27 protein-coding genes are annotated in these 25,781 nt (G+C 62.0%); 15 read left to right on the forward strand and 12 right to left on the reverse strand.

Going from position 1 to position 25,781, the window contains the following annotated elements; genetic code table 11:
• Position 1: 1 nt before the first annotated feature.
• Together pdxA and rsmA are read left to right on the forward strand one after the other, a co-directional pair.
• The gene (gene pdxA / locus J2045_RS13950; protein ID WP_307373729.1) at positions 2 to 1,024 is read left to right on the forward strand and encodes a 4-hydroxythreonine-4-phosphate dehydrogenase PdxA; all 1,023 of its coding nucleotides are present in this window, start codon (positions 2 to 4) and stop codon (positions 1,022 to 1,024) included.
• Positions 1,024 to 1,851 (forward strand): 16S rRNA (adenine(1518)-N(6)/adenine(1519)-N(6))-dimethyltransferase RsmA, encoded by an 828-nt coding sequence (gene rsmA, locus J2045_RS13955; protein ID WP_307373730.1) that lies wholly within the window; start codon positions 1,024 to 1,026, stop codon positions 1,849 to 1,851. The genes pdxA and rsmA overlap by 1 nt, the downstream gene beginning before the upstream one ends.
• 18 nt (positions 1,852 to 1,869) lie before the next feature.
• Here the strand turns inward: rsmA and J2045_RS13960 are convergent, their stop codons facing one another.
• Both J2045_RS13960 and J2045_RS13965 read right to left on the reverse strand, forming a co-directional pair.
• A complete protein-coding gene (locus J2045_RS13960) occupies positions 1,870 to 4,059 on the reverse strand; it encodes a methyl-accepting chemotaxis protein (protein WP_307373731.1) in 2,190 nt (729 codons plus the stop codon).
• A gap of 136 nt (positions 4,060 to 4,195) precedes the next feature.
• Positions 4,196 to 5,113, reverse strand: a complete 918-nt coding sequence (locus J2045_RS13965) for a LysR family transcriptional regulator (RefSeq protein ID WP_307373732.1) — start codon at positions 5,111 to 5,113, stop codon at positions 4,196 to 4,198.
• 157 nt (positions 5,114 to 5,270) lie between these two features.
• On the opposite strand from J2045_RS13965, the gene choX reads away from it, so the two are divergent.
• Together choX and betC are read left to right on the forward strand one after the other, a co-directional pair.
• The gene (gene choX, locus J2045_RS13970) at positions 5,271 to 6,170 is read left to right on the forward strand and encodes a choline ABC transporter substrate-binding protein (RefSeq protein ID WP_370873129.1); all 900 of its coding nucleotides are present in this window, start codon (positions 5,271 to 5,273) and stop codon (positions 6,168 to 6,170) included.
• Positions 6,171 to 6,212: 42 nt separating this feature from the next.
• The gene (betC, locus tag J2045_RS13975; protein WP_370873131.1) at positions 6,213 to 7,700 is read left to right on the forward strand and encodes a choline-sulfatase; all 1,488 of its coding nucleotides are present in this window, start codon (positions 6,213 to 6,215) and stop codon (positions 7,698 to 7,700) included.
• 62 nt (positions 7,701 to 7,762) lie between these two features.
• Here betC and gmk read toward each other — a convergent pair whose 3' ends face one another.
• The 7 genes from gmk to fabD form a co-directional block, all read right to left on the reverse strand.
• Positions 7,763 to 8,410 (reverse strand): guanylate kinase, encoded by a 648-nt coding sequence (gmk, locus tag J2045_RS13980; protein ID WP_166601235.1) that lies wholly within the window; start codon positions 8,408 to 8,410, stop codon positions 7,763 to 7,765.
• A gap of 3 nt (positions 8,411 to 8,413) precedes the next feature.
• Positions 8,414 to 9,304: a YicC/YloC family endoribonuclease gene (locus J2045_RS13985; RefSeq protein ID WP_307373737.1), complete on the reverse strand. Its 891-nt coding sequence runs from the start codon at positions 9,302 to 9,304 to the stop codon at positions 8,414 to 8,416.
• A gap of 22 nt (positions 9,305 to 9,326) precedes the next feature.
• Positions 9,327 to 10,550 (reverse strand): endolytic transglycosylase MltG, encoded by a 1,224-nt coding sequence (mltG, locus tag J2045_RS13990; protein ID WP_307373910.1) that lies wholly within the window; start codon positions 10,548 to 10,550, stop codon positions 9,327 to 9,329.
• A gap of 189 nt (positions 10,551 to 10,739) precedes the next feature.
• Positions 10,740 to 11,996 (reverse strand): beta-ketoacyl-ACP synthase II, encoded by a 1,257-nt coding sequence (gene fabF, locus J2045_RS13995; protein ID WP_307373738.1) that lies wholly within the window; start codon positions 11,994 to 11,996, stop codon positions 10,740 to 10,742.
• 131 nt (positions 11,997 to 12,127) lie between these two features.
• Complete coding sequence (locus tag J2045_RS14000; RefSeq protein WP_006727438.1) at positions 12,128 to 12,364, reverse strand: acyl carrier protein; 237 nt, start codon at positions 12,362 to 12,364, stop codon at positions 12,128 to 12,130.
• Positions 12,365 to 12,640: 276 nt separating this feature from the next.
• A complete protein-coding gene (gene fabG, locus J2045_RS14005) occupies positions 12,641 to 13,378 on the reverse strand; it encodes a 3-oxoacyl-[acyl-carrier-protein] reductase (protein ID WP_054150507.1) in 738 nt (245 codons plus the stop codon).
• A 30-nt stretch (positions 13,379 to 13,408) separates the two neighbouring features.
• Positions 13,409 to 14,353, reverse strand: coding sequence for an ACP S-malonyltransferase (gene fabD, locus J2045_RS14010; protein ID WP_307373744.1), 945 nt, complete (start codon positions 14,351 to 14,353; stop codon positions 13,409 to 13,411).
• 206 nt (positions 14,354 to 14,559) lie between these two features.
• Here fabD and J2045_RS14015 point away from each other — a divergent pair, with 206 nt between their 5' ends.
• From J2045_RS14015 to J2045_RS14050, 8 genes are all read left to right on the forward strand, one after another.
• Positions 14,560 to 15,603, forward strand: a complete 1,044-nt coding sequence (locus J2045_RS14015; RefSeq protein ID WP_307373747.1) for an aldo/keto reductase — start codon at positions 14,560 to 14,562, stop codon at positions 15,601 to 15,603.
• Positions 15,604 to 15,737: 134 nt separating this feature from the next.
• Complete coding sequence (locus tag J2045_RS14020; RefSeq protein WP_307373749.1) at positions 15,738 to 16,670, forward strand: calcium/sodium antiporter; 933 nt, start codon at positions 15,738 to 15,740, stop codon at positions 16,668 to 16,670.
• 315 nt (positions 16,671 to 16,985) lie between these two features.
• On the forward strand, positions 16,986 to 17,450 hold the full coding sequence (rpsF, locus tag J2045_RS14025; protein WP_307373751.1) for a 30S ribosomal protein S6: 465 nt from the start codon (positions 16,986 to 16,988) through the stop codon (positions 17,448 to 17,450).
• A gap of 23 nt (positions 17,451 to 17,473) precedes the next feature.
• Complete coding sequence (gene rpsR / locus J2045_RS14030) at positions 17,474 to 17,722, forward strand: 30S ribosomal protein S18 (protein ID WP_003502063.1); 249 nt, start codon at positions 17,474 to 17,476, stop codon at positions 17,720 to 17,722.
• A 183-nt stretch (positions 17,723 to 17,905) separates the two neighbouring features.
• The gene (locus J2045_RS14035) at positions 17,906 to 18,883 is read left to right on the forward strand and encodes a DUF2232 domain-containing protein (protein ID WP_307373753.1); all 978 of its coding nucleotides are present in this window, start codon (positions 17,906 to 17,908) and stop codon (positions 18,881 to 18,883) included.
• Between the two features lie 13 nt (positions 18,884 to 18,896).
• The gene (rplI, locus tag J2045_RS14040; protein WP_307373755.1) at positions 18,897 to 19,472 is read left to right on the forward strand and encodes a 50S ribosomal protein L9; all 576 of its coding nucleotides are present in this window, start codon (positions 18,897 to 18,899) and stop codon (positions 19,470 to 19,472) included.
• A gap of 255 nt (positions 19,473 to 19,727) precedes the next feature.
• Positions 19,728 to 21,224: a replicative DNA helicase gene (locus J2045_RS14045; RefSeq protein WP_102021424.1), complete on the forward strand. Its 1,497-nt coding sequence runs from the start codon at positions 19,728 to 19,730 to the stop codon at positions 21,222 to 21,224.
• A 56-nt stretch (positions 21,225 to 21,280) separates the two neighbouring features.
• Positions 21,281 to 21,892 (forward strand): GNAT family N-acetyltransferase, encoded by a 612-nt coding sequence (locus J2045_RS14050; RefSeq protein ID WP_307373758.1) that lies wholly within the window; start codon positions 21,281 to 21,283, stop codon positions 21,890 to 21,892.
• Positions 21,893 to 21,939: 47 nt separating this feature from the next.
• Here J2045_RS14050 and J2045_RS14055 read toward each other — a convergent pair whose 3' ends face one another.
• The 3 genes from J2045_RS14055 to J2045_RS14065 all read right to left on the reverse strand — a co-directional run bounded on the left by J2045_RS14055 (position 21,940) and on the right by J2045_RS14065 (position 23,872).
• The gene (locus J2045_RS14055) at positions 21,940 to 22,242 is read right to left on the reverse strand and encodes an AzlD family protein (protein ID WP_307373760.1); all 303 of its coding nucleotides are present in this window, start codon (positions 22,240 to 22,242) and stop codon (positions 21,940 to 21,942) included.
• Positions 22,239 to 22,940: an AzlC family ABC transporter permease gene (locus J2045_RS14060; protein ID WP_307373763.1), complete on the reverse strand. Its 702-nt coding sequence runs from the start codon at positions 22,938 to 22,940 to the stop codon at positions 22,239 to 22,241. Before J2045_RS14060 ends, J2045_RS14055 begins: the two co-directional genes overlap by 4 nt.
• A gap of 68 nt (positions 22,941 to 23,008) precedes the next feature.
• The gene (locus J2045_RS14065) at positions 23,009 to 23,872 is read right to left on the reverse strand and encodes an AraC family transcriptional regulator (RefSeq protein ID WP_307373767.1); all 864 of its coding nucleotides are present in this window, start codon (positions 23,870 to 23,872) and stop codon (positions 23,009 to 23,011) included.
• Positions 23,873 to 23,956: 84 nt separating this feature from the next.
• Between J2045_RS14065 and alr the strand changes: the two genes are divergently transcribed.
• Genes alr through J2045_RS14080 form a run of 3 tightly spaced genes read left to right on the forward strand, consistent with a single transcriptional unit; the run spans position 23,957 to position 25,781 of the window.
• Positions 23,957 to 25,123 (forward strand): alanine racemase, encoded by a 1,167-nt coding sequence (gene alr / locus J2045_RS14070; RefSeq protein ID WP_307373769.1) that lies wholly within the window; start codon positions 23,957 to 23,959, stop codon positions 25,121 to 25,123.
• A gap of 53 nt (positions 25,124 to 25,176) precedes the next feature.
• Positions 25,177 to 25,464, forward strand: a complete 288-nt coding sequence (locus J2045_RS14075; RefSeq protein ID WP_307373771.1) for a type II toxin-antitoxin system ParD family antitoxin — start codon at positions 25,177 to 25,179, stop codon at positions 25,462 to 25,464.
• Positions 25,461 to 25,781 carry a type II toxin-antitoxin system RelE/ParE family toxin gene (locus tag J2045_RS14080; protein ID WP_307373774.1) on the forward strand — a complete coding sequence of 107 codons (321 nt, stop codon included), beginning with the start codon at positions 25,461 to 25,463 and terminating at the stop codon, positions 25,779 to 25,781. The genes J2045_RS14075 and J2045_RS14080 overlap by 4 nt, the downstream gene beginning before the upstream one ends.

The following is a 25,781-nucleotide window of genomic DNA, read 5'->3' on the forward strand; positions in this document are numbered from 1 at the left end:
CATGAATGATGGCGTCCTTCCGCTCGCGCTCAGCCAGGGTGACCCGGCCGGCATAGGTCCAGACATCGCACTGCAAGCCTGGCTGCGGCGCGACGAAAGAGCGCTTCCGGCTTTTCTCTACATCGGTGACCCGGCCGTCCTGCATGTGCGTGCCCGACAACTGGATCTCGACGTTCCAATCGTCGAGACCGATGCGACGCATGCCTCGCAGATGTTTCAACGCGCGCTTCCGGTGCTTCCCATAGCAACCGGCGTCGATGTGCTCGCAGGCAAGCCACACGTATCCAATGCCCGCGGCACGATCGCAGCGATCGAAACTGCCGTTTCCCTTTGCCTCTCCGGTGACGTCCGTGCGGTCGTGACCAATCCGATCGCGAAATCGGTGCTCTACGAAGCCGGGTTCGGCTTTCCGGGGCACACGGAGTTTCTCGCCGATCTCGCATCCAAGGCCACTGGCGAGACCCGCATGCCGGTCATGATGCTGGCCGGGCCCAAGCTGCGTGCCGTACCGGTTACGATCCACATCCCGCTCAAGGACGTCTCCGGCACCCTCACCGAGGCCCTCATTATCGAGACATGCCGGGTGGTCGCCCAGGATATGAAGTCGCGCTTCGGCCTTCCCTCGCCCCGGCTCGCGGTCGCGGGTCTCAATCCGCATGCCGGTGAAGGTGGCGCGATCGGGCAGGAGGATGATGCGATCATCCACCCCGCAATCCGGCAGCTGCGCGACGACGGCATCGATGCCTTCGGGCCCCTCCCCGCTGATACCATGTTCCATGGCGATGCGCGGACCCGCTACGACGTGGCCATCTGCATGTACCACGATCAGGCGCTCATCCCGGCGAAGGCACTCGGCTTCGATGACAGCGTCAATGTCACGCTCGGCCTGCCCTTCATCCGCACCTCGCCCGACCATGGAACGGCCTTTGGCCTGGCCGGCAGCGGGTTTGCCAAGGAGACGAGCCTGGTTGCCGCGCTGGAGATGGCCGACAGAATGAGCTTCGCACAGGACACTTCCCGCTGATGGCCGCACTCGACGGACTGCCTCCGCTGCGCGAGGTGATCGCGCGCCACGGTCTCGACGCCAAGAAGGCGCTCGGCCAGAACTTTCTCCTCGATCTCAACCTCACCCAGAAGGTGGCGCGCACAGCCGGCTCGCTCGAAGGGGCAACGGTCATCGAGGTCGGCCCCGGTCCGGGCGGGCTGACGCGGGCCATCCTTGCACTTGGCGCAAAGAAGGTCATCGCCATCGAGCGCGATGCCCGCTGCCTGCCCGCGCTCCAGGAAATCGCCGATCACTACCCAGGTCGCCTGGAGGTGATCGAGGGAGATGCGCTGAAGACCGACTTCGAGGCCCTCGCCAAGGGCGAGCCGGTCAAGATCATCGCAAACCTCCCTTACAATGTCGGCACCCAACTCCTGGTCAACTGGCTCCTGCCGCGGCAATGGCCGCCGTTCTGGCAATCCCTGACGCTGATGTTCCAGAGAGAGGTCGGACAGCGGATCGTCGCTCGCGAGGACGACAACCACTATGGCCGGCTGGGCGTGCTTTGCGGCTGGCGTACGGAGGCCCATATGGCCTTCGACATCCCGCCGCAGGCCTTCACGCCGCCGCCGAAGGTGACATCGACCGTGGTTCATCTGGTCCCGATCGAAAAGCCGCTTCCCTGCGATCCGGACAAGCTTGAGAAGGTCACGCTGGCGGCCTTCGGTCAGAGGCGCAAAATGCTGCGGCAGAGCCTCAAGCCCATCGGCGGGGAAGCGCTGCTCGGCCGCGCAGAGATCGATCCCCAACGCCGGGCGGAAACGCTCAGCGTCGAGGAGTTCTGCCGTCTCGCCAACCTGCTTTGACAGGCGCCGGCCGCTTTGTCAGGCGGCCTCCCGGCCACGCGCACCGTGCTCGTGCAGCGGCAACTTGAACAGCGCAACCTGTGCGTTGAGCCTGTCGGCTTCCGTCGCCACACTCGACGTCGCTGCACTCGCCTCTTCGACCATGGCCGCATTCTGCTGGGTTACCTGATCCATCTGGCTGACGGCCTGGCTTATCTCGGCCAACGCCGCCGACTGCTGCCTTGCGGCGGCGGCGATCGCGCTGACCCGCTCGTTGATCTTCATCACATGCTCTTCGATGCCTCGCAATGTATCGCCCGTTTCGTGAACGAGACGAACGCCGGCTTCGACCTCCTGCGCCGAACGATTGATCAATGCCTTGATCTCGCGCGCGGCCGTCGCCGAGCGTTGGGCAAGCTCGCGCACCTCCTGGGCGACGACAGCGAAGCCGCGTCCGCTCTCACCCGCTCGTGCCGCCTCGACCCCGGCATTCAGCGCAAGGAGATTCGTCTGGAAGGCGATCTCGTCGATCACGCTGATGATCTGGCCGATCTGGCCGGAAGACTGCTCGATATGGTGCATCGCCTTGACGGTATCCGAGACAACGGCACCGGATTTCTGGGTGGTCGCCGTAGCCTCACGCACGAGCAGTCCCGCTTCCTCGGCTCTCTGCGTGGCACTGCTCATGGCCGCCGTGATCTCGGTGATGGAGGCGGAGGCCTCCTCCAGTGCCGCCGCCTGGCGCTCGGTGCGACGGGCGAGGTCATCGGCAGCGAGTTGCAACTCCTGAGAGCCGCCATGCAGCTGGCCGGTGCTGAGCCTGATCGTCGACATGACGCCGCAGAGGCGCTCCATGGAGCCATTGAAGCTGGTGCGCAGGGGATCGAGCGACGGCGCGAAGGCTCGCGTCAGGCGGAAACCGATATCACCGGACGAGAGGGCATCGAGACCCCTTGCGAGTTGCTCCACGGCATCGGCGATCTCAGCCGCCCGCTCGGCCCTTTCGCGCTCGGCAGCCTGCTCTGCGGCTCTCTTGATCCGCTCGGCTTCCTCCTGGTCCTCGCGTTCCTTGAGCATGCGCGCCTTGGCAAGCGCAATGTACTGGCGCACCGCGCCGCCCATCTGACCGATCTCATCCTTGCTTTCCGACTGGAGCAGATCGACCTCGATCTGGCCGGCCGCAAGATCGTGCATCGTCCGTGTGAGCTTGCGAAGGGGGCGAACGACGGTCAAGGACAGGGAGATCGCAAAGAAGCAGGCGAAGGTGAGTACGGTGCTGGTGACGCCGGCAACCCGCAGCAGGTGCTGATACTCCTCTTCGGCCATCATACCGGCATCGACCACGATGGTGCCCAAGGTCTCGTTTTCCAGCTCCTTCAAGCGCTCGATCCGGCGCGCCGAGCGCTCCAACCACTCCCGGTCATCGAGGGAGCTGAGGTCCGCAGCCAGACCGCCGACCATCATCTTCGACCGAATGTTCTCCACCATCTCCGAGTCGGAAGTATGCAGCGATTCCCGATAGTGTTCACGCTCCTCGTCAGGCAGGAGTTCGAGATATTGGTCGATTAGGGATTTCTGCGAACCGAACATGCCGACGAAATCGAGATAGTGCGCCTCGTCGAACCTGCCTTCCGCTATGAAGGTGTGTCCCAGGTTGCGCTCCTGACCGGCCACCTCCTTGGCATTCATAAGAAGGTTGTAGGCCATCATCTTGCCGACGACACCCCTGGACCCCGCGATCAACGAAAACTCCCTCGACACGTTCATCAGCCGGTGGACGAGATCGGTGTAGAAGATGAATGCCTCCTGCGGTGCGATCTTCAGCGCATCCGTGTCGGCACGCATTTGCGGCAACTTTGCCAGAACGGCGGCCAGTTCCTCCTCGTGGCGGATCAGGGTCGCATCGCCTTCCGCCTTCATGTCCGCAAGGACCTGATCCATGCGTGCCAGCGCCGGAGCGGCCTGCTGCCTGCTTGCGTCCAGTTCCGCACGATGAGCTTCGCCCTTTGCAGCAAGCAATCCGACCGCTTCGGCGCGCTCGCTCTGGAGCGCGTGGACGAAATCGCCGATCACGCCGAGGTCAGCGCTCACAACGCCGAGATGGCGCGCATGCTGATAGGCCGTAAACGTGGTGTTGATTTCGACATAGGCCAAACCGGCCAGCGCCAGCAGCGGGATGGCAAGTGCCACCGCGAGGCGCCAGGTTACAGAAACATCCGTAAGTCGCATTTCGATCCCCAGCATTCGCCCTGCGGAAGCCCCGGTTCCGCAACCATAGCGTCAAGAGGATGATGCAATGCAATGGTTAAACATTAGTATTTATTGAATTACTCAAATTGAGCGATGCTGCAATTTCTCTCACCGCTCACTTCACGCCGCGCTCTATATTTGAAACCGCAGCCTGATCTATCAACCATGAAGCAAGCGATTGGACAGCCTCACTATCAGAGCCGGGCACAAGCCAGTAACCGCGCTCGGGTACCGACACAATCTCACCGGCCATCACCAGCAAATTGGCCTCCAGCAGATGGTCGATGATCCCCAGCCATCCAAGTGCCACGCCCTGCCCCGCCATCGCGGCCTGCACCACGAGCGCATAAGTGTTCAAACGAAGGTCGCCCGAACGGTCCGGGGAGAATCCGCCGAGTTGCCGCCTGGACAGGTATGAGGACCAGTCGAGCCAGGGGGAAATGTTTTCGGCTTCGAGATGGATCAAGGGTCCCTGCTGGATGAGCATCTCGGACCCGGTGGAGAGACCGGGAGCCAGCGATGGCATGCAGACCGGAACAACGCGCTCCGGCATGAGCAATCGCGGACCAGTGCCGAATTCGCTGCCGATTCCAAATGCGACGGCCAGATCGGCGTCCTCGCGCCAATGATGACCGAGACGCTGGGTGGCGACAATCTGAAGATCGATGTCCGGATGGCTCTGCCGGAAGGCGTGCATGCGCGGGATGAGCCAGAGGCTGGAGAAGGCATAGTCTGTGGCCAGTCGAACAGTCGGGCGGCGTCGCGCCGCACGCAGGCTGCGCTGCAAGGCGTCGACTTCGGACACCGTCCGCTCTGCGATTGCGAGCAGCCGCCGCCCCTCCTCCGTAAACCGGACGCCGCGATGCAGCCGGTGCAGGAGCGGGAGACCAAACCGCTGCTCCAGGAGGCGGATCTGATAGCTGACAGCCGGTTGAGACAAACCGAGCGCCTCGGCGGCAGCGGATAGCGAGCCCTTCCGGCCGACTTCCACGAGCAGGCGCATCCAGGCCAAGTCAACCAGGGGCTCAGACATCAATCTCACTTATGCCAAACATCAAAAATCTCCTGCTTCACAGGCAAGTGCCGCGCCTCTTCAATAACGGCAGACAATACCACAAAAAGAGGGAACCACTATGCGCACGACATTGAACCATCGCACGAGTCTTGGCGGCCTTGCCGGCCTCGCCCTGATGCTCCTCGCCACGACCGCAGCAGCCGCAGATGCGGAAAGCTGCAAGGTCGTTCGCCTTTCTGATCCAGGCTGGACTGACATCACCGCAACCAACGGCGTCGCTTCGGTCGTTCTCGATGCTCTGGGCTATCAGCCTGACGTCAAGACGCTCTCGGTGCCGATCGGCTACCAGTCGATGAAGAACGGCGAGATCGACGTTTTCCTCGGCAACTGGATGCCGGCACAGCAAGCCTTTATCGACGATCTGAACGGGGCCAAGGCCATCGAAGTCCTGGCAAAGAACCTCGAAGGTGCGAAATTCACGCTCGCCGTCCCGACCGCGACGGCCGAGAAGGGCATCAAGGACTTCGCCGATCTCGGCAAGAACCCGGATGAATTCGAAAGCAAGATCTACGGCATCGAGCCCGGCGCACCGGCGAACGCGAATATCCAGAAGATGATCGATGCCGGCGAATTCGGTCTCAAGGGCTGGGAACTGGTCGAATCGGGTGAACAGGCGATGCTGGCTCAAGTCGAGCGGGCGACGAAGGAAGGCAAGGGAGTCGTCTTCCTCGCCTGGGCGCCGCATCCGATGAACGAGCGCTTCCCGCTCACCTATCTCTCCGGCGGCGACGCCTATTTCGGCCCGAATCTCGGTGGTGCTGAAGTCTATACTCTGGGGCGGACCGGCTGGAGCGAAACCTGCCCGAATGCTGCGGCGCTCTTCAAGCAGATGACCTTCGACGTCTCCATGGAAAACGTGCTGATGGGCGAAGTCCTCGGCGGCAAGGACTCCAAGGAGGCCGCCTCTGCATGGCTGAAGGCCAATCCGGGCGTGCTCGACAGCTGGCTGAAGGGCGTGACCACGCTGGATGGACAGCCGGGCGATGCGGCGGTCAAGTCGGCTCTCGGTCTCTGAGGTCTGAAACCAGTGACATCACGCCCCAACATTCTGATCCTGATGGTGGATCAGTTCAACGGGACCTTCTTTCCGGACGGTCCCGCCGATTTCCTGCATGCGCCCAATCTGGCAAATCTGGCGAAGCGCTCCGTGCGCTTCGCCAATACCTACACCGCAAGCCCGCTCTGTGCGCCGGCGCGCGCCTCCTTCATGTCGGGGCAATTGCCGAGCCGGACGCGCGTCTATGACAATGCGGCAGAGTTCGCTTCCGACATTCCGACCTTCGCCCATCACCTGCGGGCGGCCGGCTATCAGACCAGCCTTTCCGGCAAGATGCACTTTGTCGGGCCTGATCAGTTGCACGGTTTTGAAGAGCGGCTGACGACCGACATTTACCCCGCCGATTTCGGCTGGACGCCTGACTATCGCAAGCCCGGCGAGCGTATCGACTGGTGGTACCACAATCTCGGATCTGTCACGGGTGCCGGTGTTGCCGAGATCACCAACCAGATGGAGTATGACGACGAGGTGGCTTACAACGCGACGCGCCGCCTCTACGATCTCTCGCGCGGCCATGACGAGCGGCCGTGGTGTCTGACGGTCAGTTTCACCCATCCGCACGACCCTTACGTCGCGCGGCGGAAATACTGGGATCTCTACGAGGGCTGCGAGGCCCTCGATCCGAGCGTACCGGCCATTCCCTATGACCGGCAGGATCCGCACTCGCAGCGTCTGATGGATGCGTGCGATCACACCGAATTCGACATTACGGACGAGCACATACGCCGTGCTCGGCAAGGCTATTTCGCCAACATCTCCTATGTCGACGACAAGATCGGCGAGATCCTCGACGTACTCGAGCGCACGCGCATGGCGGACAACACCGTCATTCTGTTTGTCTCGGATCATGGCGACATGCTCGGCGAGCGCGGTCTCTGGTTCAAGATGAACTTCTTCGAGGGCTCGGCACGGGTTCCGATGATGATGGCGGTCCCGGGTGTCGAGGGACGACTGGTCACGGCGCCTGTCTCCACACTCGACGTCACACCGACGCTTGCCGGGCTAGCCGGCATCGACATATCGACCATCCTCGACTGGACGGATGGCGAGGACCTGATGCCGCTTGCGACAGGTACGGGCGGACGAGGCATCGTGTCGATGGAGTATGCCGCCGAGGGTACGGTCAGCCCGATGGTCGGGCTTCGGAACAATCGCTACAAGTTGACGCTCTGCGAAGTGGACCCACCGATCCTGACGGATCTCGAGGCCGATCCTCACGAGCTCAACAATCTCGCCGAGGAACCGGCTGCGGCCGAGGTCTTTGCGTCCCTCCGTGAGGAGGCAGGCCGCCGCTGGGATCTTTCCCGCTTCGATGCGGCAGTCCGCGAGAGCCAGGCGCGGCGGCACATCGTCTACACGGCGCTGCGCAACGGGGCTTATTTCCCATGGGATTACCAGCCGCTGCAGAAGGCCTCGGAGCGCTATATGCGCAACCACATGGATCTCAATATCCTCGAAGAGAGCCAGCGGTTCCCGAGGGGTGAATGATCCAATAAAAAGGGCGGCCGATTACATCGCGCCGCCCTTTTTGCATTCCGGAATTTTACGTCTCAGGCGATCAGCCCCTCGACGAAATCGAAGAGCCCATGGCGACGGTCGCGGCGCAGGCGCTCGGCCTTGACGATCGACTGGACGGCATCGAAAGCGGAGTTCAGGTCGTCGTTGACGATGACGTAGTCATATTCGCGCCAATGGGCGATCTCGGCGCGGGAATTGTTGAGGCGGGTCTGGATGACCTCTTCCGTATCTTCCGCACGGCGATGCAGGCGGGACTGCAGTTCGGCCATGGTCGGCGGCAGGATGAAGATCGAGACGACATCGGCCGCCATCTTTTCCTGCAACTGCTGGGCGCCCTGCCAGTCGATGTCGAAGAGCATGTCGCGGCCCTCACCCATGGCCGTTTCGACGGCCTCGCGCGGGGTACCATAATAATTGCCGTGGACCTGCGCCCATTCAAGAAGCGAGTCGCTGTCGCGCAGCCGCTCGAATTCACGTTGCGACACGAACTGGTAGTGCACGCCTTCGATTTCGCTCTGGCGACGCTGACGCGTGGTGACGCTGACCGACAAGCCGATCTGCTTGTCCTTGTCCATCAGGGTGCGGGCAATGGTCGACTTTCCGGCACCCGAGGGCGAGGAGATCACGAGCATCAGGCCGCGCCTTGCGATCTTGACGGATTGAGAGGCGGCAGCGGCCATGGACTACTCCAGATTTTGGACCTGTTCGCGGAATTGGTCGATGACGACCTTCAATTCGATGCCGGCGGCGGTGACCGCGACGGCATTGGATTTGGAACAGATAGTATTTGATTCTCGGTTAAATTCCTGCGCCAGGAAATCGAGTTTGCGACCGACCGGACCGCCGACGGCGAGCAGTTCGCGGGCAGCCGTGACATGTGCCTTCAGCCGGTCGATCTCTTCGCGCAGGTCTGCCCGTGTGGCGATCATGGCGATTTCCTGGTGCAGCCGATCCCGGTCGAGACCGCTCGTTGTGTCCATCAGGCCTGCGAGCTGGGCTTCCAGCCTGCGGGCAATCTCATCCGGCGAGCGGGAGGGGTCGGCCTCGATCTGCAGGGCCAGATCCTCGATCCTGCCGATCTGCTCCTCAAGGATACGGCGCAGGGCTCCTCCCTCCGTGGTGCGCATCTGCGCGAGGGCGGCGATGGCGCGTTCAAGGCCATTGAGAATGTCCATGTCACGGGCGGCGATGGCCTGCGCATCATCGGTCGCCTCGCGCATGTCGACGAGGCCGCGGATCGACAACAGCGTGTCAAGCCGAAGCGGTGCGGGGTCCAGCACGTCGGGACCGAGTTGATCACGCAGGGCCAGCACCGCGTCGAGCGCATCGCGGTTCAGAACGGCTTCGACGCGGTTCTCGCTGACCGTCACGTTCAAGCCAATCTGCAGGTTGCCACGGGTCAGGCGCTCGCCGGCCAGCCGGCGGATATCGGTCTCAAGCGCCTCATGGCCCTGAGGAAGGCGCGTGCGCAGGTCGAGGCCCTTGCCATTGACCGAACGCAGTTCCCAGGCCCAGCGGTAACGTCCCGACGAGCCTTCGACACGGGCAAAGCCCGTCATGGATTGCAGTGTCATGCCCCCGCCCCTTGTGTCGGTCTCAATTGTTCGCCGCCGGATCGACTTCCGGCTCGACATCGAGCGTTGCCGGTGGTGTCTGTGCCCGCTCGGCTTCGATCTTGCGCCAGCGACGAACATTGGCATTGTGCTCTTCGAGCGTCTTGGCGAAGGCATGGCCGCCCGTGCCGTCAGCCACGAAGTAGAGGTCTTCCGTCTTCCACGGATGCGCAACGGCTTCCAAGGCTGCACGGCCAGGATTGGCGATCGGCCCCGGCGGCAGTCCCTTGATCACGTAGGTATTGTAGGGCGTTTCCTTGCGGATATCAGACTGGAAAATCGGACGATCGGCCGGTTTTCCATCACCGCCGAACAGGCCATAGATGATCGTCGGGTCAGACTGCAGGCGCATGCCCTTGTTCAGTCTGTTGATGAAGACGGAGGCGACATGGGCACGCTCGTCGTCCTTGCCGGTTTCCTTCTCGACGATCGAGGCAAGCGTGACGAAGTCTTCCTTCGTATCGACCGGCAGGTCCGGATCGCGCTTTTCCCAGATCTGGTCGATCAGGCGTTCCTGTGCTGCGCGCATCTGGGTGACGATCTCTGCCCGCTTTGTGCCGCGTGTGAACTTGTAGGTGTCAGGACGCAGGCTGCCCTCTGGCGGCAATTCTGCCGGAAGGTCGCCTTCCAGCACCGGATCAGCAGCAAGGCGGAGGAACATCTGCTTCACGGTGAGGCCTTCAGGCAGCGACACGGAATACAGGATCGACTTGCCGGATTCCAGCAAGGCCGTCACATCCTTCATCGAGGCGCCCGCCTTGATCTCGTATTCACCGGCCTTCAGCGTCTGGTCTTCCTTGAGATAGGTTGTTGTCACGTAGCGATAGATGCGCGCATCGGAGACGATGCCATTGCGCTCGAGATTGTTGGCAATCTCCGCCAGACCTGCACCGCTGCGAACGACGAAATTGGTGTTGGCGGCCAGCGGCCCCGGCTTCTGATAGGTATCCATGGCATAGAAGAAGCCGGCAACCGCGACGACGCCGACGAAAACCACCATGGTCATGAGGAAGTTGAGGAAGATCACCAGCTGGCTGCGCGCCTTGCGAGACCGGCGCGGCGGCTGCGGCACGCGCTCAGGGCGCAGTGCCTCATTGGGCGACTTCGGAATAAACGGTCCCTTGCCCGGCTGGGTGTCGGCGTCGCGACCGAAGGAGACACCGTTGTTCTGGCTACCGCCGTTCTGGCTGTTGTCGGTCACCGGCAATCCTTCTTTGTTTCGCACTCGCGGCTGTTTCGTCCAGCAATGCGGCAAAAATCCGGGTCGTCGTCCGGCGCGGGCGCGCCGGGCGTTGGCATGATTTCTACCCGCAGAAAGTGGCGGCGGGCAAGAGCATCCCGCCTTCATCCAGTGCTATGACGGTGAACGAAGCGGCATGGCTTGCCGCCCGTCGCGTCAGCCCTCGTAGCGCTTCAGCACCAGGGATGCGTTGGTACCGCCGAAACCGAAGGAATTCGACAGCGCGACATTGATATCCCGCTGCCTTGCCTTGTGCGGCACCAGATCGATCTTGGTTTCGACCTGGGGATTGTCGAGATTGAGTGTCGGCGGTGCGACATTGTCGCGAATGGCGAGCGCCGAGAAGATCGCCTCGACGGCGCCGGCTGCACCCAGGAGGTGACCGATCGCGGACTTGGTGGACGACATCGAGATCTTCGACGCATGTTCGCCGACCAGCCGCTCGACAGCGCCGAGCTCGATGGTATCGGCCATGGTCGAAGTGCCATGGGCGTTGATGTAGTCGATGTCGGCTGCGGTGAGACCAGCGCGCTTCAGCGCCATGGTCATGCAACGGAAGGCACCGTCGCCGTCTTCCGACGGGGCGGTAATGTGGAAAGCATCCCCCGAGAGACCGTAGCCGACAACTTCGGCATAGATCTTGGCGCCGCGCGCCTTGGCATGCTCAAGTTCTTCCAGGACCACGATGCCTGCACCTTCACCCATGACGAAACCATCACGGTCCTTGTCATAGGGGCGCGAGGCGGCGGTCGGGTCGTCATTGCGGGCCGTCGACAGCGCCTTGCAGGCGGCAAAGCCGGCCAGCGAGATGCGGCTGATCGGCGATTCCGTGCCGCCGGCGACCATGACATCGGCATCGCCGAGTGCGACCAGACGGGCAGCATCACCGATCGCATGGGCACCGGTCGAGCAGGCTGTCACCACGGAGTGGTTCGGGCCGCGCAGTTTGTGGCGGATCGACACCTGACCGGAGGCAAGGTTGATCAGACGTCCGGGAATGAAGAAGGGCGACAGGCGGCGCGGGCCCTTGTCGCGCAGGATATGGCCCGCTTCGACGATGCCCTCGAGGCCGCCGATGCCGGAGCCGATCAGCACGCCAGTCTGGCACTGGTCTTCATAGGTTGTCGGCTCCCAGCCGGCATCCTTGAGCGCCATGTCGGCCGCGGCAATCGCATAGATGATGAAATGGTCGACCTTGCGCTGCTCCTTGAGCTCCATCCAGTCGTCAGGATTCCAAGCGCCTTCACCTTCGGTCGGGATGCGGCAGGCGATCTTGGCGGGAAGGTCTTCGACCTCGAATTCCGTGACCAGACGCGCGCCACTCTGGCCGGCCAGAAGCCGCTGCCAGGTCAGTTCCGTTCCACATCCCAGAGGCGATACCATGCCGGTACCGGTGATGACGACACGTCTCATCGTGCGAAGCCCACCCAATTCATTTGACCGAAGTCATTGTAAACAAAGGTCCAGATACAACAAGGCCCGCTCAGCGCGGGCCCAAGCGGACAGGACGGGCTCTCGCCCGCCTTCCGCAGCAATGTGATCGATCAGGCCTGAGCCTTCTCGATGAACTTTACGGCGTCGCCGACCGTCAGGATCGAGTCAGCAGCGTCGTCCGGGATTTCAACGCCGAACTCTTCTTCGAAGGCCATGACGAGTTCGACGGTGTCGAGCGAGTCAGCGCCCAGATCGTCGATGAAGCTCGCGCCTTCGACGACCTTTTCAGCGTCTACGCCGAGATGATCAACTACAATTTTCTTCACGCGTTCTGCGATATCGCTCATGTCGGTATCCTCGACCTTCTAAAATTCAGAGGGAGCCTTAATGGCGTCCCTGCCCTGCATTCAGCCAGTGACGCTTACGTCCCCACCAGCAAACCCGTTCGGCCCTGACCCAGAGCGGTTTATGCAAACAAAAGCATAAACTTCGGCTCATGAGACGGAGCGACTGCTCACAGTCATGGCCCGCTTAACACGGTTTAAGCGCGCCGCAAAGCCAGAAATTCGCCCCCTTGCCTCGGTCAACATCCTATTGCAGAGGGGCGCTTTCCGGCAATTCAATCAGATCATCGCCATGCCGCCATTCACGTGCAGCGTCTGCCCGGTCATGTAGGCAGCCTCGTTGGAGGCGAGGTAGACGACGGCTGACGCGACTTCAGCACCGGTGCCCATGCGCTTCATCGGGATGGCCCCCATGATCGCATCCTTCTGCTTGTCGTTCAGCTTGCCGGTCATCGCGCTTTCGATGAAGCCCGGAGCCACGCAGTTGACCGTCACGTTGCGGGTGGCGATTTCCTGGGCGAGCGACTTGGAAAAGCCGATCATGCCGGCCTTGGAGGCGCAGTAATTGGCCTGGCCCGGATTGCCGGTGACGCCAACGATCGAGGTGATGTTGATGATACGGCCAAAGCGGCGGCGCATCATCGGATGGGTCAGCTCGCGGGTCAGGCGGAAGACGGCCGTCAGGTTGACTTCGAGAACCGCATCCCAGTCGGCGTCCGACATGCGCACGAACAGGCCGTCCTTGGTGATGCCGGCGTTGTTGACGAGGATGTCGACACCTTCGAGTTCAGCCTCGGCCTTCTCGCCGAGCGCCTTGACCTCATCGCGGTCGGAGAGATTGGCCGGGAAGATCTTGACGCGGTCACCGAGTTCGGCGGCCAGCGCTTCCAGCTTTTCGACGCGCGTGCCGTGCAGGCCGACGATCGCGCCCTGGGCATGCAGTTGCCGCGCGATTTCTTCGCCGATGCCACCGGTGGCGCCAGTCACGAGGGCCTTGCGGCCTGTCAGATCGAACATGGTCGGGTTCCTTGTTGTTCGTTGAGGCGATCAGCCGTTGAGGGCGGCGAGCGCTGCGTCGATGTCGGTCGGGCCATTGACGGCCACACCGCTGATGTTCTTGTCGATGCGGCGGGCGAGACCGGTGAGGACCTTGCCGGCGCCGACTTCATAAAGCGTGGTCACGCCATTGGCGCCGAACCATTCGACCGTTTCGCGCCAGCGGACCTGACCGGTGACCTGCTCGACGAGCAGATCGGCGATCTCGGCAGCGGAAGTCACCGGCGCGGCGCGCACATTGGCGATCAGCGGCACGACCGGATCCTTCTTTTCGACCTTGGCCAGCGCCTCGCGCATGGCATCAGCCGCCGGGCCCATCAGAGCCGAATGGAAGGGTGCCGAAACCGGCAACATGATGGCGCGCTTGGCGCCCTTTTCTGTGGCCAGCGCCGCAGCCTTCTCGACGGCGGCCTTGCCACCGGAGATCACCAGCTGGCCGCCGCCATTGTCATTGGCGATCTGGCAGGGTCCGATAGCGGAGGCTTCCACGCAGATCGCCTGCACGTCGCCGTGCTCCAGACCGATGATCGCAGCCATGGCACCCTCACCCACGGGAACGGCCGCCTGCATCGCGTTGCCACGAATGCGCAGGAGACGGGCGGTGTCGGCGATCGAGAAGGTGCCGGCAGCGCAGAGGGCGGAATACTCGCCGAGCGAATGGCCGGCGACATAGGCGACCTTCGACTTCAGATCGAGGCCCCTGGCTTCCAGCACACGGACAACGGCCATGGAGACGGCCATCAGAGCCGGCTGGGCATTGGCGGTCAGCGTCAGCGTCTCTTCCGGGCCGTTCCACATGATGTCGGAGAGCTTCTGGCCGAGCGCTTCGTCAACTTCTTCGAAAACGGCGCGGGCTTCGGCAAAGTTATCGGCAAGGTCCTTGCCCATTCCGACGGCCTGGCTGCCCTGGCCCGGGAAGGTGAATGCGACTGACATGGGCGTTTCTCCCTTGGGTTTTTCCCTGTCAATTCACAGATGCCCCTTGCGAGTCAAGCCTCCGGCCCCTCGACAGACCGGCCGAACCGCCCGGGGACAGTGGCTGTTCCACAGCTATCGGCATCTTGCGGTGCATCAATTTCTGCCTAAATTGACGCGAACCACTCCTGCCTCCCAAGGCACACTCTTCCATTCGAGGCTTCCCGATGAAGATGAACCGGCTCGGCCGAACCGATATCCTTGTTTCCGAAATCTGCCTGGGCACCATGACCTGGGGCTCGCAGAACACGCGCGAAGAAGCCTATCAGCAGATGGATTACGCCCTCGACCACGGCGTCAATTTCTTCGACACGGCGGAGCTCTACCCGACCACGCCGCTTGCAGCAGAGACCTATGCCGATACAGAGCGACTGATCGGCGACTGGTTTGAAAAATCAGGCAAGCGCGATCAGGTGGTGCTTGCGACGAAGGTTGCCGGCCCCGGTCGTCCTTATATCCGCGAGGGCAAGCCGATCACCGGCGCGGTGGTAAAGGAGGCGCTCGACGCCAGCCTGAAGCGGCTGAAGACCGACTATGTCGACCTCTACCAGATCCACTGGCCGAACCGCGGTCACTTTCACTTCCGCGGAGCCTGGAACTACAACCCCTTCAAGCAGGACCGGGCCAAGGCTGCTGCTGACATCGCGGAAATCCTCGACGCCCTCGGCGACTGCGTGAAGGCCGGCAAGCTGAAGGCCGTGGGCCTCTCCAACGAGACCACCTGGGGCACGCAGAAGTATCTCTCGCTCGCGGAAGCCAAAGGGCTGCCGCGTGTCGCGACCATCCAGAACGAGTACAACCTGCTCTACCGTCACTACGATCTCGACCTGGCCGAACTCTCGCATCACGAGGATGTCGGCCTGCTCGCCTATTCGCCGCTCGCCGGCGGCATCCTCTCCGGCAAGTATCTCGACGGGAAGAAGCCGGCCGGATCTCGCGGATCGATCAACGGCGACATCGGTGGTCGCCTCGTGCCGCATCAGGAAGAGGCAACACGCGCCTATGTCGAACTGGCAAACAAGCACGGCCTTGATCCCTCGGCCATGGCACTTGCGTTCTGCCTCACCCGTCCGTTCATGGCCTCCGTCATCATCGGAGCCACCACAATGGAGCAGTTGAAGGTGAATATCGGCGCTGCAGACCTGACGTTGTCGGAAGAGGTCATGAAGGGGATCGCCGCCATTCATCGTCTCTATCCAATGCCCATCTGAGGCGCCTGTTGACAGAGCACGACCACAAACGAAAACGTGAACGTCCGTGACCTACACATCGCCGCCGCCCATCACCACCTGCGGCGGCGATCAACATATCGGCCTGCGGGCCACTGGACGAATGGGGGATTAAATTGGATTACCTACTGGTTGCCGGCGGCCTCGTCGGTCTGTATTTCGGGGCTGAGTGGCTGTTGCGGGGCGCCATCGCGGTTGCCTATAAACTGGCTATCCCGACGCTCATCGTGTCCTTGGTCATTGTCGGCTTCGGTACGTCGATGCCGGAACTGCTCGTTTCGGTGCGCGCAGGATTGGCAGGCTCGTCCGATATCGCTCTCGGCAACGTGGTCGGCTCCAACACCGCCAACATTCTTCTGATCATCGCCGTCTGCGCACTGATTTTCCCGATCACCCACTGGGACAAAGGTGTGAAGCGCGACACCTATGTCATGATCGCTGCTGCGGTCCTGCTTCTCGCACTCGCGCAGTTTTCTACCATCGGCCGCCTCGCCGGCCTGATCATGGTCGCCGTACTGCTGGCCTATGTGACCTATGCCTATGTGAACAGCAAAGGCAAAGTCGAAGAGTCTGCAGACGAGGACGTGAAGCATGAAACGCTTAGCAACGCCTTCATGGCTGCGCTGATCATCGGTGGCCTTGCGACGCTCTTTGTCGGTGCTGAACTTCTGATTCGTGGCGCGACCAATCTCGCCCGCGATTTCGGCGTGTCTGAGGCCGTCATTGGCCTCACGATCGTGGCCGTCGGCACTTCGCTGCCGGAGCTCGCAACCGGCATCATGTCGGCTCTGCGCAAGCACTCGGATATCATGATCGGCAATATCGTCGGGTCGAACATCTTCAACATCCTGTTCATCCTCGGCGTGACCTCCGTGATCCAGCCAATCGCAGTGTCTCCGCGCTTCGGAAGCTTCGATATTCCGGTGATGCTGGCCGTCACGCTTGGGTTCGCTTTCCTCCTGCTCACCCATCTGGGTGTGCGCAGGCTCACGGCGAGCGCCATGCTTGTCGCCTATGTCGGCTATACCTTCGCGCTGGTTCAGGTCTGAACATTCAGCCTAACCCACGAAGCCCAATCTGGGCCGCCGGCGCAAAAACGCCGAGCGGCCCTTGCTTTTGTGGCAGATCCGCGTATAAGCGCGCCGTTCACAACACCCGGTCCTCTGGCTGGTGGCTGAACGGAGGGCTGGCAGGCCCGCAAGGTCTGCAGCAGGAACCATAAGGGTTTCCGGTCTCCCGTGTCTCCGCTCTCGACCGTCTCGAACACATAGCTTTTCTTGCCGCGGCTTTGGCCGCACAGGAGCAGTCTGTGAGGCTTAGCGCCGGATCCGGGTGACGACAACCGCAAGAAAGGCAAAGCTGTCATGGCTCTTTACGAACATGTATTCCTTGCCCGGCAGGATATGTCCGCCCAGCAGGTTGATGCCCTCGTCGAACAGTACAAGGGTGTCATCGAAGCAAACGGTGGCAAGGTCGGGCGCGTAGAGAACTGGGGCCTCAAGTCCCTGACCTACCGCATCAAGAAGAACCGCAAGGCGCATTACGCGCTGATGGACATCGAAGCTCCGGGTGCCGCGATCCACGAAATGGAACGCCAGATGCGCATCAACGAAGACGTTCTTCGTTACATGACCATCGCCGTCGAAGCCCACGAAGAAGGTCCGTCTGCCATGATGCAGAAGCGCGATCGTGACGACCGTCCGCGCCGCGAAGGCGACGACCGTGGCCCGCGCCGTGACTTCGGTGACCGTGGCGATCGTGGTCCGCGTCCGGACCGTGGCCCGCGCGAAGGTGGCTTCGAGCGCCGTCCGCGCGAAGACCGCGCGTAATCTGAGCAACAGGAGAAATTACAATGGCTGATGCATCCTCTTCTCAGGCACGTCGTCCCTTCCATCGTCGTCGCAAGACCTGCCCCTTCTCGGGCGCCAATGCTCCGAAGATCGACTACAAGGACGTCCGTCTCCTGCAGCGCTACATTTCCGAGCGCGGCAAGATCGTTCCTTCGCGTATCACCGCAGTTTCCCAGAAGAAGCAGCGCGAACTGGCCCAGGCCATCAAGCGCGCCCGCTTCCTCGGCCTGCTGCCTTACGTCGTAGCGTAATCTGATCCGAAGCCTGCCGGTCACCGACCGGCGGGCTTCATCCCTTCCGCGTTGGGCGCGGATCGGAACAAACTGCCGGACGGCGCGACATCGCGACATCAGGCAAAACCCCATGTTGGGGATGGCTCTCGCGAGACCGCTTGCGCCTCTCCCCTAACTGCTAGAACCAGCAGGACAGCGACGTTGAACAAACTGGATGCGAAATCGCTGACGACCGGCTTTGTTGCCGGCATCACTGCCGCCCTGCTCGTGCTGGGTGCTGCAGCGCAGCCTACGCTTGCTTCCATTCTCTATGCGGCTTCCGCCCTGCCCGTTCTCATCGTTGGCCTTGGCTGGGGCAATGTCGCGGCGATCACCGCTATCGTCACGGCTGCACTGCTCGGCACGATCAGCGTCTCGCCGATGTTCGCCTTCGGCATGGCCATCTTTACCCTGGCACCGGCCGGCTGGCTGGCCCACCTGTCGAGCCTTGCGCGTCCGGCATCCGAGATCGGCGGCCCGGACCATCTGATCGCCTGGTACCCGCTCTCCGACATTCTTCTGCAGCTCTGCAGCTTCGTGACGATCGCTGTCGTCGTGCTTGGCGTGATCATCGGCTTTGGTCCTGAGTTTACCGGCCAGCTGGTGGATGCGATGGCGCAGGCGATGAATGCGCAGGATCCGGCCATGGCACCGGATGCTGTGGCACTTGAGCAGCTGAAGCGCAGCATGGTCGTGCTTCTGCCGATCATCCAGGGTGGCACCTGGGTGCTGCTGCTCACCATGATGTATTACATCGCCATGCGGATCGTGACGGCTTCCGGCCGTAACAAGCGTCCGCGCGAAGACTTTCCGTCGGCGCTCCGGATGAACCGCAACACGGTCTTCATCTTCCTCGCCGGCATCATCGCCTGCTTCATCGGCGGCGTGCCTGCGATGATTGGCGCGACCGTCTGCGGCACCTTCGGCGCTGGCTTCCTGATGGCGGGCTTTGCCTCGCTGCATCACAAGACACGCGGCAAGGACTGGCGCCTGCCGGCACTCGTGCTCGCCTATCTCTCTTCGATCATGCTGCTTCCGCTCATGATCCCCTTCATCATCGGTCTTTCGGACACCCGACGGACAGTTGCCCTTACGCCGGCCCAAAAGGCCGACCCTTCAAACTCCGATACTGACAACTGAAAGGAACAGGATCATGCAGGTCATTCTCCTCGAACGCATCGCAAAGCTCGGCCAGATGGGCGAAACCGTCAAGGTTCGCGACGGCTTCGCTCGTAACTTCCTGCTGCCGCAGGGCAAGGCGCTGCGCGCCAACGAAGCCAACAAGAAGCGCTTCGAATCCGAGCGCGCCACGCTCGAAGCTCGTAACCTCGAGCGCAAGTCCGAAGCCCAGACCGTTGCCGACGCTCTCGGCGGCAAGTCCTTCATCGTCGTCCGTTCGGCTGGCGAAACCGGCCAGCTCTACGGTTCTGTCGCTGCTCGCGACGTCGTTGAAATCCTGGCTGCCGAAGGCTTCAACATCGGCCGCAACCAGGTCGAGCTGAACACCCCGATCAAGGCTATCGGCCTGCATCAGGTGACCCTGCACCTGCATGCTGAAGTCGAACTCTCGGTCGAACTCAACGTTGCCCGTTCGTCTGAAGAAGCCGAGCGCCAGGCCAAGGGCGAAAGCCTCACCTCCGCCGACGCCATCTACGGCGTTGACGAAGACGCTCTGCGTCCGGAAGACTTCTTCGATCCGGAAGCCGACATGGACGGCGAGGACGACTAATCTTTCAGCCAGTTGCTGAAACGGAACGCCCGGATTTTTTCCGGGCGTTTTTCGTTGGTGCCTTGGTAGAATGCATCCCTGCTAGGCCGATTCGGTGAATGTCACAGTCAACCGAAAAGATCGGATCCTTGGGCTTTTTCTAAAGTTGACAGGGCGTGCCTGTGAATCAATGTGGGTTGCGCTGCGAGCCATTTCGCCGCCCCGCTTCTTCGCTATGGTGCAGCCACCGCCGAGACACTGATTGGATGCGAACGAATGAATGATGCTGCGCGCAAACTGAGCCCGGTCCAATCGACCGAGCCGCTCTATCGGGAGGCTCCGAACAACATCGAAGCCGAACAGGCCTTGTTGGGCGCGATCCTCGTCAACAACGATGCCTTCTATCGCGTATCGGACTTTCTCAAGCCCGAGCATCTCTACGAGCCGCTGCACCGGAAGATCTTCGAGGTGGCGTCTGAAATCATCCGCATGGGCAAGACGGCCAACCCCGTCACCATCAAGACCTTCCTGCCGGCGGACCAGAAGGTGGGCGATCTCACGGTTGCGCAGTACCTCGCGCGTCTGGCTTCCGAAGCGGTCACGATCATCAATGCGGAAGACTATGGTCGCGCTATCTATGACCTCGCGCTCCGCCGCTCGCTGATCCAGATTGGCGAAGACGTCGTCAATATTGCCTATGACGCGCCGCTCGACATGCCACCGCAGGCGCAGATCGAAGACACCGAGCGCCGCCTTTTCGCGCTCGCCGAAAACGGTCGCTATGACGGCGGCTTCCAGTCCTTCTCGGACGCGGTGGCCCAAGCCGTCGACATGGCCGGTGCCGCCTTCGAGCGTGACGGCAATCTGTCCGGCATCTCGACCGGCATCATGTCGCTCGACGCCAAGATGGGCGGGTTGCAGCGGTCCGACTTGATCGTGCTTGCCGGACGTCCGGGTATGGGCAAGACCTCGCTTGCCACCAACATCGCCTGGAACATCGCCGCTGCCTACGAACCCGAAGTGCTGCCCGACGGCTCGTTCAAGGCAAAGAACGGCGGCGTCGTCGGCTTCTACTCGCTCGAAATGTCGGCCGAACAGCTCGCCACCCGTATCATGTCCGAGCAGACGGAAGTGTCGTCCTCCAAGATCCGTCGTGGTGACATCACCGAGCACGAATTCGAAAAACTGGTCGGATTCAGCCAGACCATGCAGAAGGTGCCGCTGTTCATCGACCAGACCGGTGGTATCTCGATCGCCCAGCTCGCCGCGCGTGCCCGCCGTCTGAAGCGCCAGCGCGGCCTCGACTTTCTCGTCGTGGACTATATCCAGCTAATGACCGGTGCCGGCAAGGCGGGTGAAAACCGCGTGCAGGAAATCACCCAGATCACCACAGGCCTGAAGTCGCTCGGCAAGGAACTCGCCGTGCCGATCGTCGCGCTGTCGCAGCTTTCCCGTCAGGTCGAAAGCCGTGAAGACAAGCGCCCGCAGCTCTCCGACCTTCGTGAATCGGGCTCGATCGAGCAGGACGCCGACGTCGTGCTCTTCGTGTTCCGCGAGGAATACTACGTGAAGAACCTCGAGCCGCGCGATCTGGCCGATCCGAAGTATCCGGAATGGGAAGCGCATATGGAAAAGGTGAAGGGCACGGCCGACGTGATCATCGCCAAGCAGCGTCACGGACCGACCGGTACCGTCAAGCTGGCCTTCCAGTCGGAGTTCACCCGCTTCGCGGACCTCGCTGAGCCGAGCTTCGTTCAATACGAAGAACCGTGATCAGGCATGTGGAACTGAACTATTAAGAGTGGCATATATCGACCGGGACCGATTTCATGACGCCATGGCCTGACTCTTTTTCCGCAACCGGCAAGTTCGTTTCCGTGGAACCTCTTTCCATGGCGCATCATGACGACCTAGTGGAGGCGGCCGGCGACGGCGACTTGCACCAGCTTTGGTACACGGTCGTCCCGGCTCCAGAGAATGTCGGCAAGGAAATCGAGCGGCGGCTGGCATTGCGCGCCACCGGGTCGATGCTGCCGTTTGCGATCATCGACCGCGCCAACGGTCGGGCCGTCGGCATGACCACATTCATGAACATCGACGGCGCCAACCGGCGGGTGGAGATTGGCTCAACCTGGTACCGCCAATCCGTACAAAGATCGCCGCTGAATACTGAATGCAAGCTCTTGCTCCTCACACATGCATTCGAGGAATTGGACTGCATTGCGGTTGAATTTCGCACGCACTTCCTCAACAGCCAGAGCCGACGTGCGATTGAGCGGCTTGGCGCAAAGCTCGACGGCATCCTGCGCTCACATATGAAGATGCCGGACGGGACACTGCGCGATACAGCCGTCTACTCGATTATTGCATGCGAGTGGCCGACGGTGAAAACACATTTGCAGTGGCAACTGCAGAAGCCACGCGGCGAGAAAAGCGCTTAGCTGACTGCCGCAAAGCGCCGGAATCGCTGCGTCAATCCGGATGGTGACTACAGGCCGAATAGACGCAGGAGCGCCACGGAGATGACGCCGAGCGCTGCTGCCGGCAATAGGGACAGACGCAGCGCGGCTGCGACAACCACCAGGCAACCGATCGTCTCAGGCCAGCCCGTTGCCAGCGCCGTGGGAGCGACCACAGCCATCAACACGGCAGGCGGCACGTTGGCGAGTGCCTTTTCGGCGCCGGCGCCCAGTTTCAATCGGCGCACCAGGAAAGCTCCTGACAGACGGGTGAAGGCGGTGGCTGCCATCATGGCGAGGATGGCAGCGAGGGTTGCGGGATCGAGCGTCATGCCGGCTGCTCCTTCTGCCTAAGCGGAATGAAGGCCGCCGCAAGGCCGGCGAGTGCGCCAGCGGCAATGTACCAGGCGCCAGGCACCAGCGCGTGAACAGTGAGCGCCGCAAGCCCGCTTGCCGCCAGCACCAGTCCGGTCTCCCTGCCCTTCCAGAAACCGGTCAGCAGCACGATGAAGAGCGCCGGAAAGGCGAAATCCAGTCCATACACGGTGATGTCGCCGATCAGCGCACCGAAGAGCGCGCCGGCAAGGCTTGAAGCCACCCAACCGAGATAGAAGGGCAAGGCGAGCCCGAGATAGTAGGCTGGCGTCAGCGCCGTCGTCCTTGCCCGCACCTCCGCCAAGGCCCAGTTCTCGTCAGCCATGATAAGCAGCGTCGGCAGCTTCTGCCAGGGGCGGAAGAGCCCGAGGCTGCGCTCCAGAGAGGCGCCCATCAGCACGTGGCGGAGATTGACAAGAAGGGCGGCAAAACCCAGTGCGGTCCATGAGGCCGGGTGGGTCCACAGATCCATGGCAACGAATTGCGAGCCGCCGGCAAAGACCAGTGCGCTCATCAGCGTTACCTCAAACGACGAAAGACCCTTGCCAGTCGCGACCGCGCCGAAGACGAAGCCGATGGGGACTGCGGCGATGATCACGGGAAGGATGGCGCGAAAGCCGTCAGTCGCTTCGCGCCGGAAAACATGTTCAGTCATGGGACCTCCTGTTGGCGGAGGATCTAGCCGGTTCGAAGGGGCGTCGTCTTGAACGAAAGTGACTGAGATCAGCCGGCGCGGAAGACGGCGGGGGTCAGCCCCGTGCGCGCCTTGAACTGGCGCGTCAGATGCGCCTGGTCGGCAAAGCCGCAGGCCTGGGCCGTGTCGGACGGCGTTGCGCCGCAGCGCAGGAGATGACGGGCGTGGCGAATGCGCATGTCGGTCTGGAAGGCATGCGGGGTAATGAAATACTGCTTGCGGAAGGCCCGGATCATGTGGGCGCGACTGAGGCCCGCGACCTTGGCCAGCGCTTCAAGGCCCAGTTCCTCGGCAAAATGTTCGGCGATGTAGTCACGCACACGACGCATGGCGAGTGGCTCGCCGTGATCGGGCGCGCGGATGATCTCGCTGCCGTGGCGGGCGAACATGCTGGCGAGCACGCAGTACATGCTCTCCTCGCCCTCTAATGCGGCTACAGCATCGCTTTCGACCCGGTGATGGGCGCGGTTGAAGGCCTGGGCAAGCTCCGGATCCGAAAGCAACTGCCGGCCGAAGCTCGGCGTCCCGTTGAAGGCCTGCCCCGTCACGTCCTCGATGACTTCGGTCAGCAGAGTCACATCGGGATAAATCATACGGTAGCGATAGCCCTCGGGCGCACCGGGCTGTCCGTCGTGAATCTCACCCGGATTGATCAGATAGAGCGCACCGGGGCCGGTGTGTTCACGCATGCCCCGGATGCTTGCCACCTGGCAGCCGACCTCGATCGCGCCGATCGAGAATGTGTCATGCGAATGAGGCGAGAATTCATGGGTGATGAAGGAGGCGGTCAGGCATTCCATGTCGCGGAAACGCCCGTCCCGCCAGAAGCGGGTCAGCTCCTTGCGTGAGACCGGATTGGCCTCGGCGGCCTCCTGCTGCGAAACACTGTGCATAGCAGCATAATATCGGGCCGCCGCATTTTCGTCTTGAAGAAAAGTGCTAGGGTCGGCGCATCGATCAACTGACCCGAAGCCTTCATGACAGACCGTTTCACCATCCTTGATGCGCCGGAGGAGTTTCTTTCGGCACCGCTGCGCCTGACCGTGGATCTCTCGGCGATCGCCGAGAACTGGCGAGAAATGGCACGCCGCTCAGGCAAGGCGCGGGCTGCTGCCGTCGTCAAGGCGGATGCCTATGGTCTTGGCATCGAGGATGTCGGCCAGGTGCTTTACCGCGCCGGGGCTCGCGACTTCTTCGTCGCCGTGCCGGCCGAAGGGGCAACGCTCCGGCCCTATGCGCCCGAGGCCCGGATCTTCGTGCTATCAGGCATCTGGCCCGGCCAGGAAGAAATCTTCTTCGACAACGATCTGGTCCCGGTGATTGCATCAGAGGAGCAACTCGCCTTCTGGATGGCGGTGTTGACCGAGCGTGGGGCCTACCCTTGCGCCCTGCATGTCGATACCGGCTTCAACCGGCTGGGCCTACCGATGGCCGACGCGCTGGCGCTGACCGACGACGTCTCGCGCCCGGCAAGCCTCGATCCTGTGCTTGTCATGAGCCACCTCGCCTGTGGCGATGATCCGTCTTCGCCGATGAACCGCCAGCAACTAGATAAATTCCGGGAGGTTAGCGCGGCTTTCGAAGGTGTTGATTCCAGTCTCTCGGCATCCGCCGGCATCTTCCTCGGGTCCGATTACCACTTCGACCTCACCCGCCCGGGCATCGCGCTTTACGGTGGCGAGGCGGTTAACGGCGCGAAAAACCCGATGCAGCCGGTGGTCAAGGCCGAGGCGCGCATCCTGCAGATCCGCGAGGCCAAGGCTGGCGAAAGCGTCTCTTACGGCGCAACCCATGTGCTGGCCCGCGATAGCCGGCTCGCAGTCGCGAGCGTTGGCTATGCGGATGGCTATCTGCGCAATCTCTCTGGCTCCGGCATTCCCCTGCGCGACACCGGCCTTCCCGGCGCTCATGGCGTGGTCGGCGGCAAGCGCGTTCCCGTGATTGGTCGGGTCACCATGGATCTCACCATTTTCGACATCACCGATCTGCCTGACAATGCTGTGCGCAGCGGCGACTACATCGAACTTCTCGGCCCCTCGATGCCACTCGACGACGTCGCCCGCGCCGCCGGCACGATCGGCTACGAGATGCTGACCGGGCTTGGTCTGCGCTATGAGCGCATCTACCTTGAGGGGGAAGACTGAGGTCTGGCGCCGGCGGATTTGTTCTGCTATTGTTCCGGACAATGGAGCATCCAATGACTGCTGAACATCCCGCTCACTCGACTGTGCAGCTAGAGCTCGAACCAGACGAATCCGCATTCATCGAGCGGCAGGTGAGCAACGGCGCCTATACTTCTGCGGAGGACATGCTCCGCGCGGGTCTGCGCCTGCTAGCCCAGAACGAGCGTCGAGAGCGGATTGCAGAACTTCGGTCGATTATCGATGAAGCCGACCGATCCGTAGAGGCTGGTGACTTCAAGGAGTTTTCCAATTCGGGCGACCTCACTGCCTTCATTGTCGCCGAAGCGAAAGCACGACGGTGAACAGCAGTTTCGGTCGACGCTATCGACTGTCGCCCCAAGCCGTAGAGGATCTGATCCAGATCTACAATTACCTTTATGAGCGAAGCCCTGTTGCGGCCGAGCGTTTCACCCGCGATATCGAGCAGAAGATCACGGACCTTGCAGGATCCAGAAATCCCGGGGTCTCGCGTGACTGGCTGAAACCCGGCTTGCGCGCATTTCCCTATCGCCGTCGATGCATCTACTTCCGTATCGTCGCAGACACTTTCGTAGTCCTCCGTATCACGCATGGACGACAAGACATCACGCCCGACACCTTCCCCGAAAGCGACCTGTAA

It is taken from the genome of Peteryoungia aggregata LMG 23059 (assembly GCF_030814435.1).
GTDB lineage: Bacteria > Pseudomonadota > Alphaproteobacteria > Rhizobiales > Rhizobiaceae > Allorhizobium > Allorhizobium aggregatum.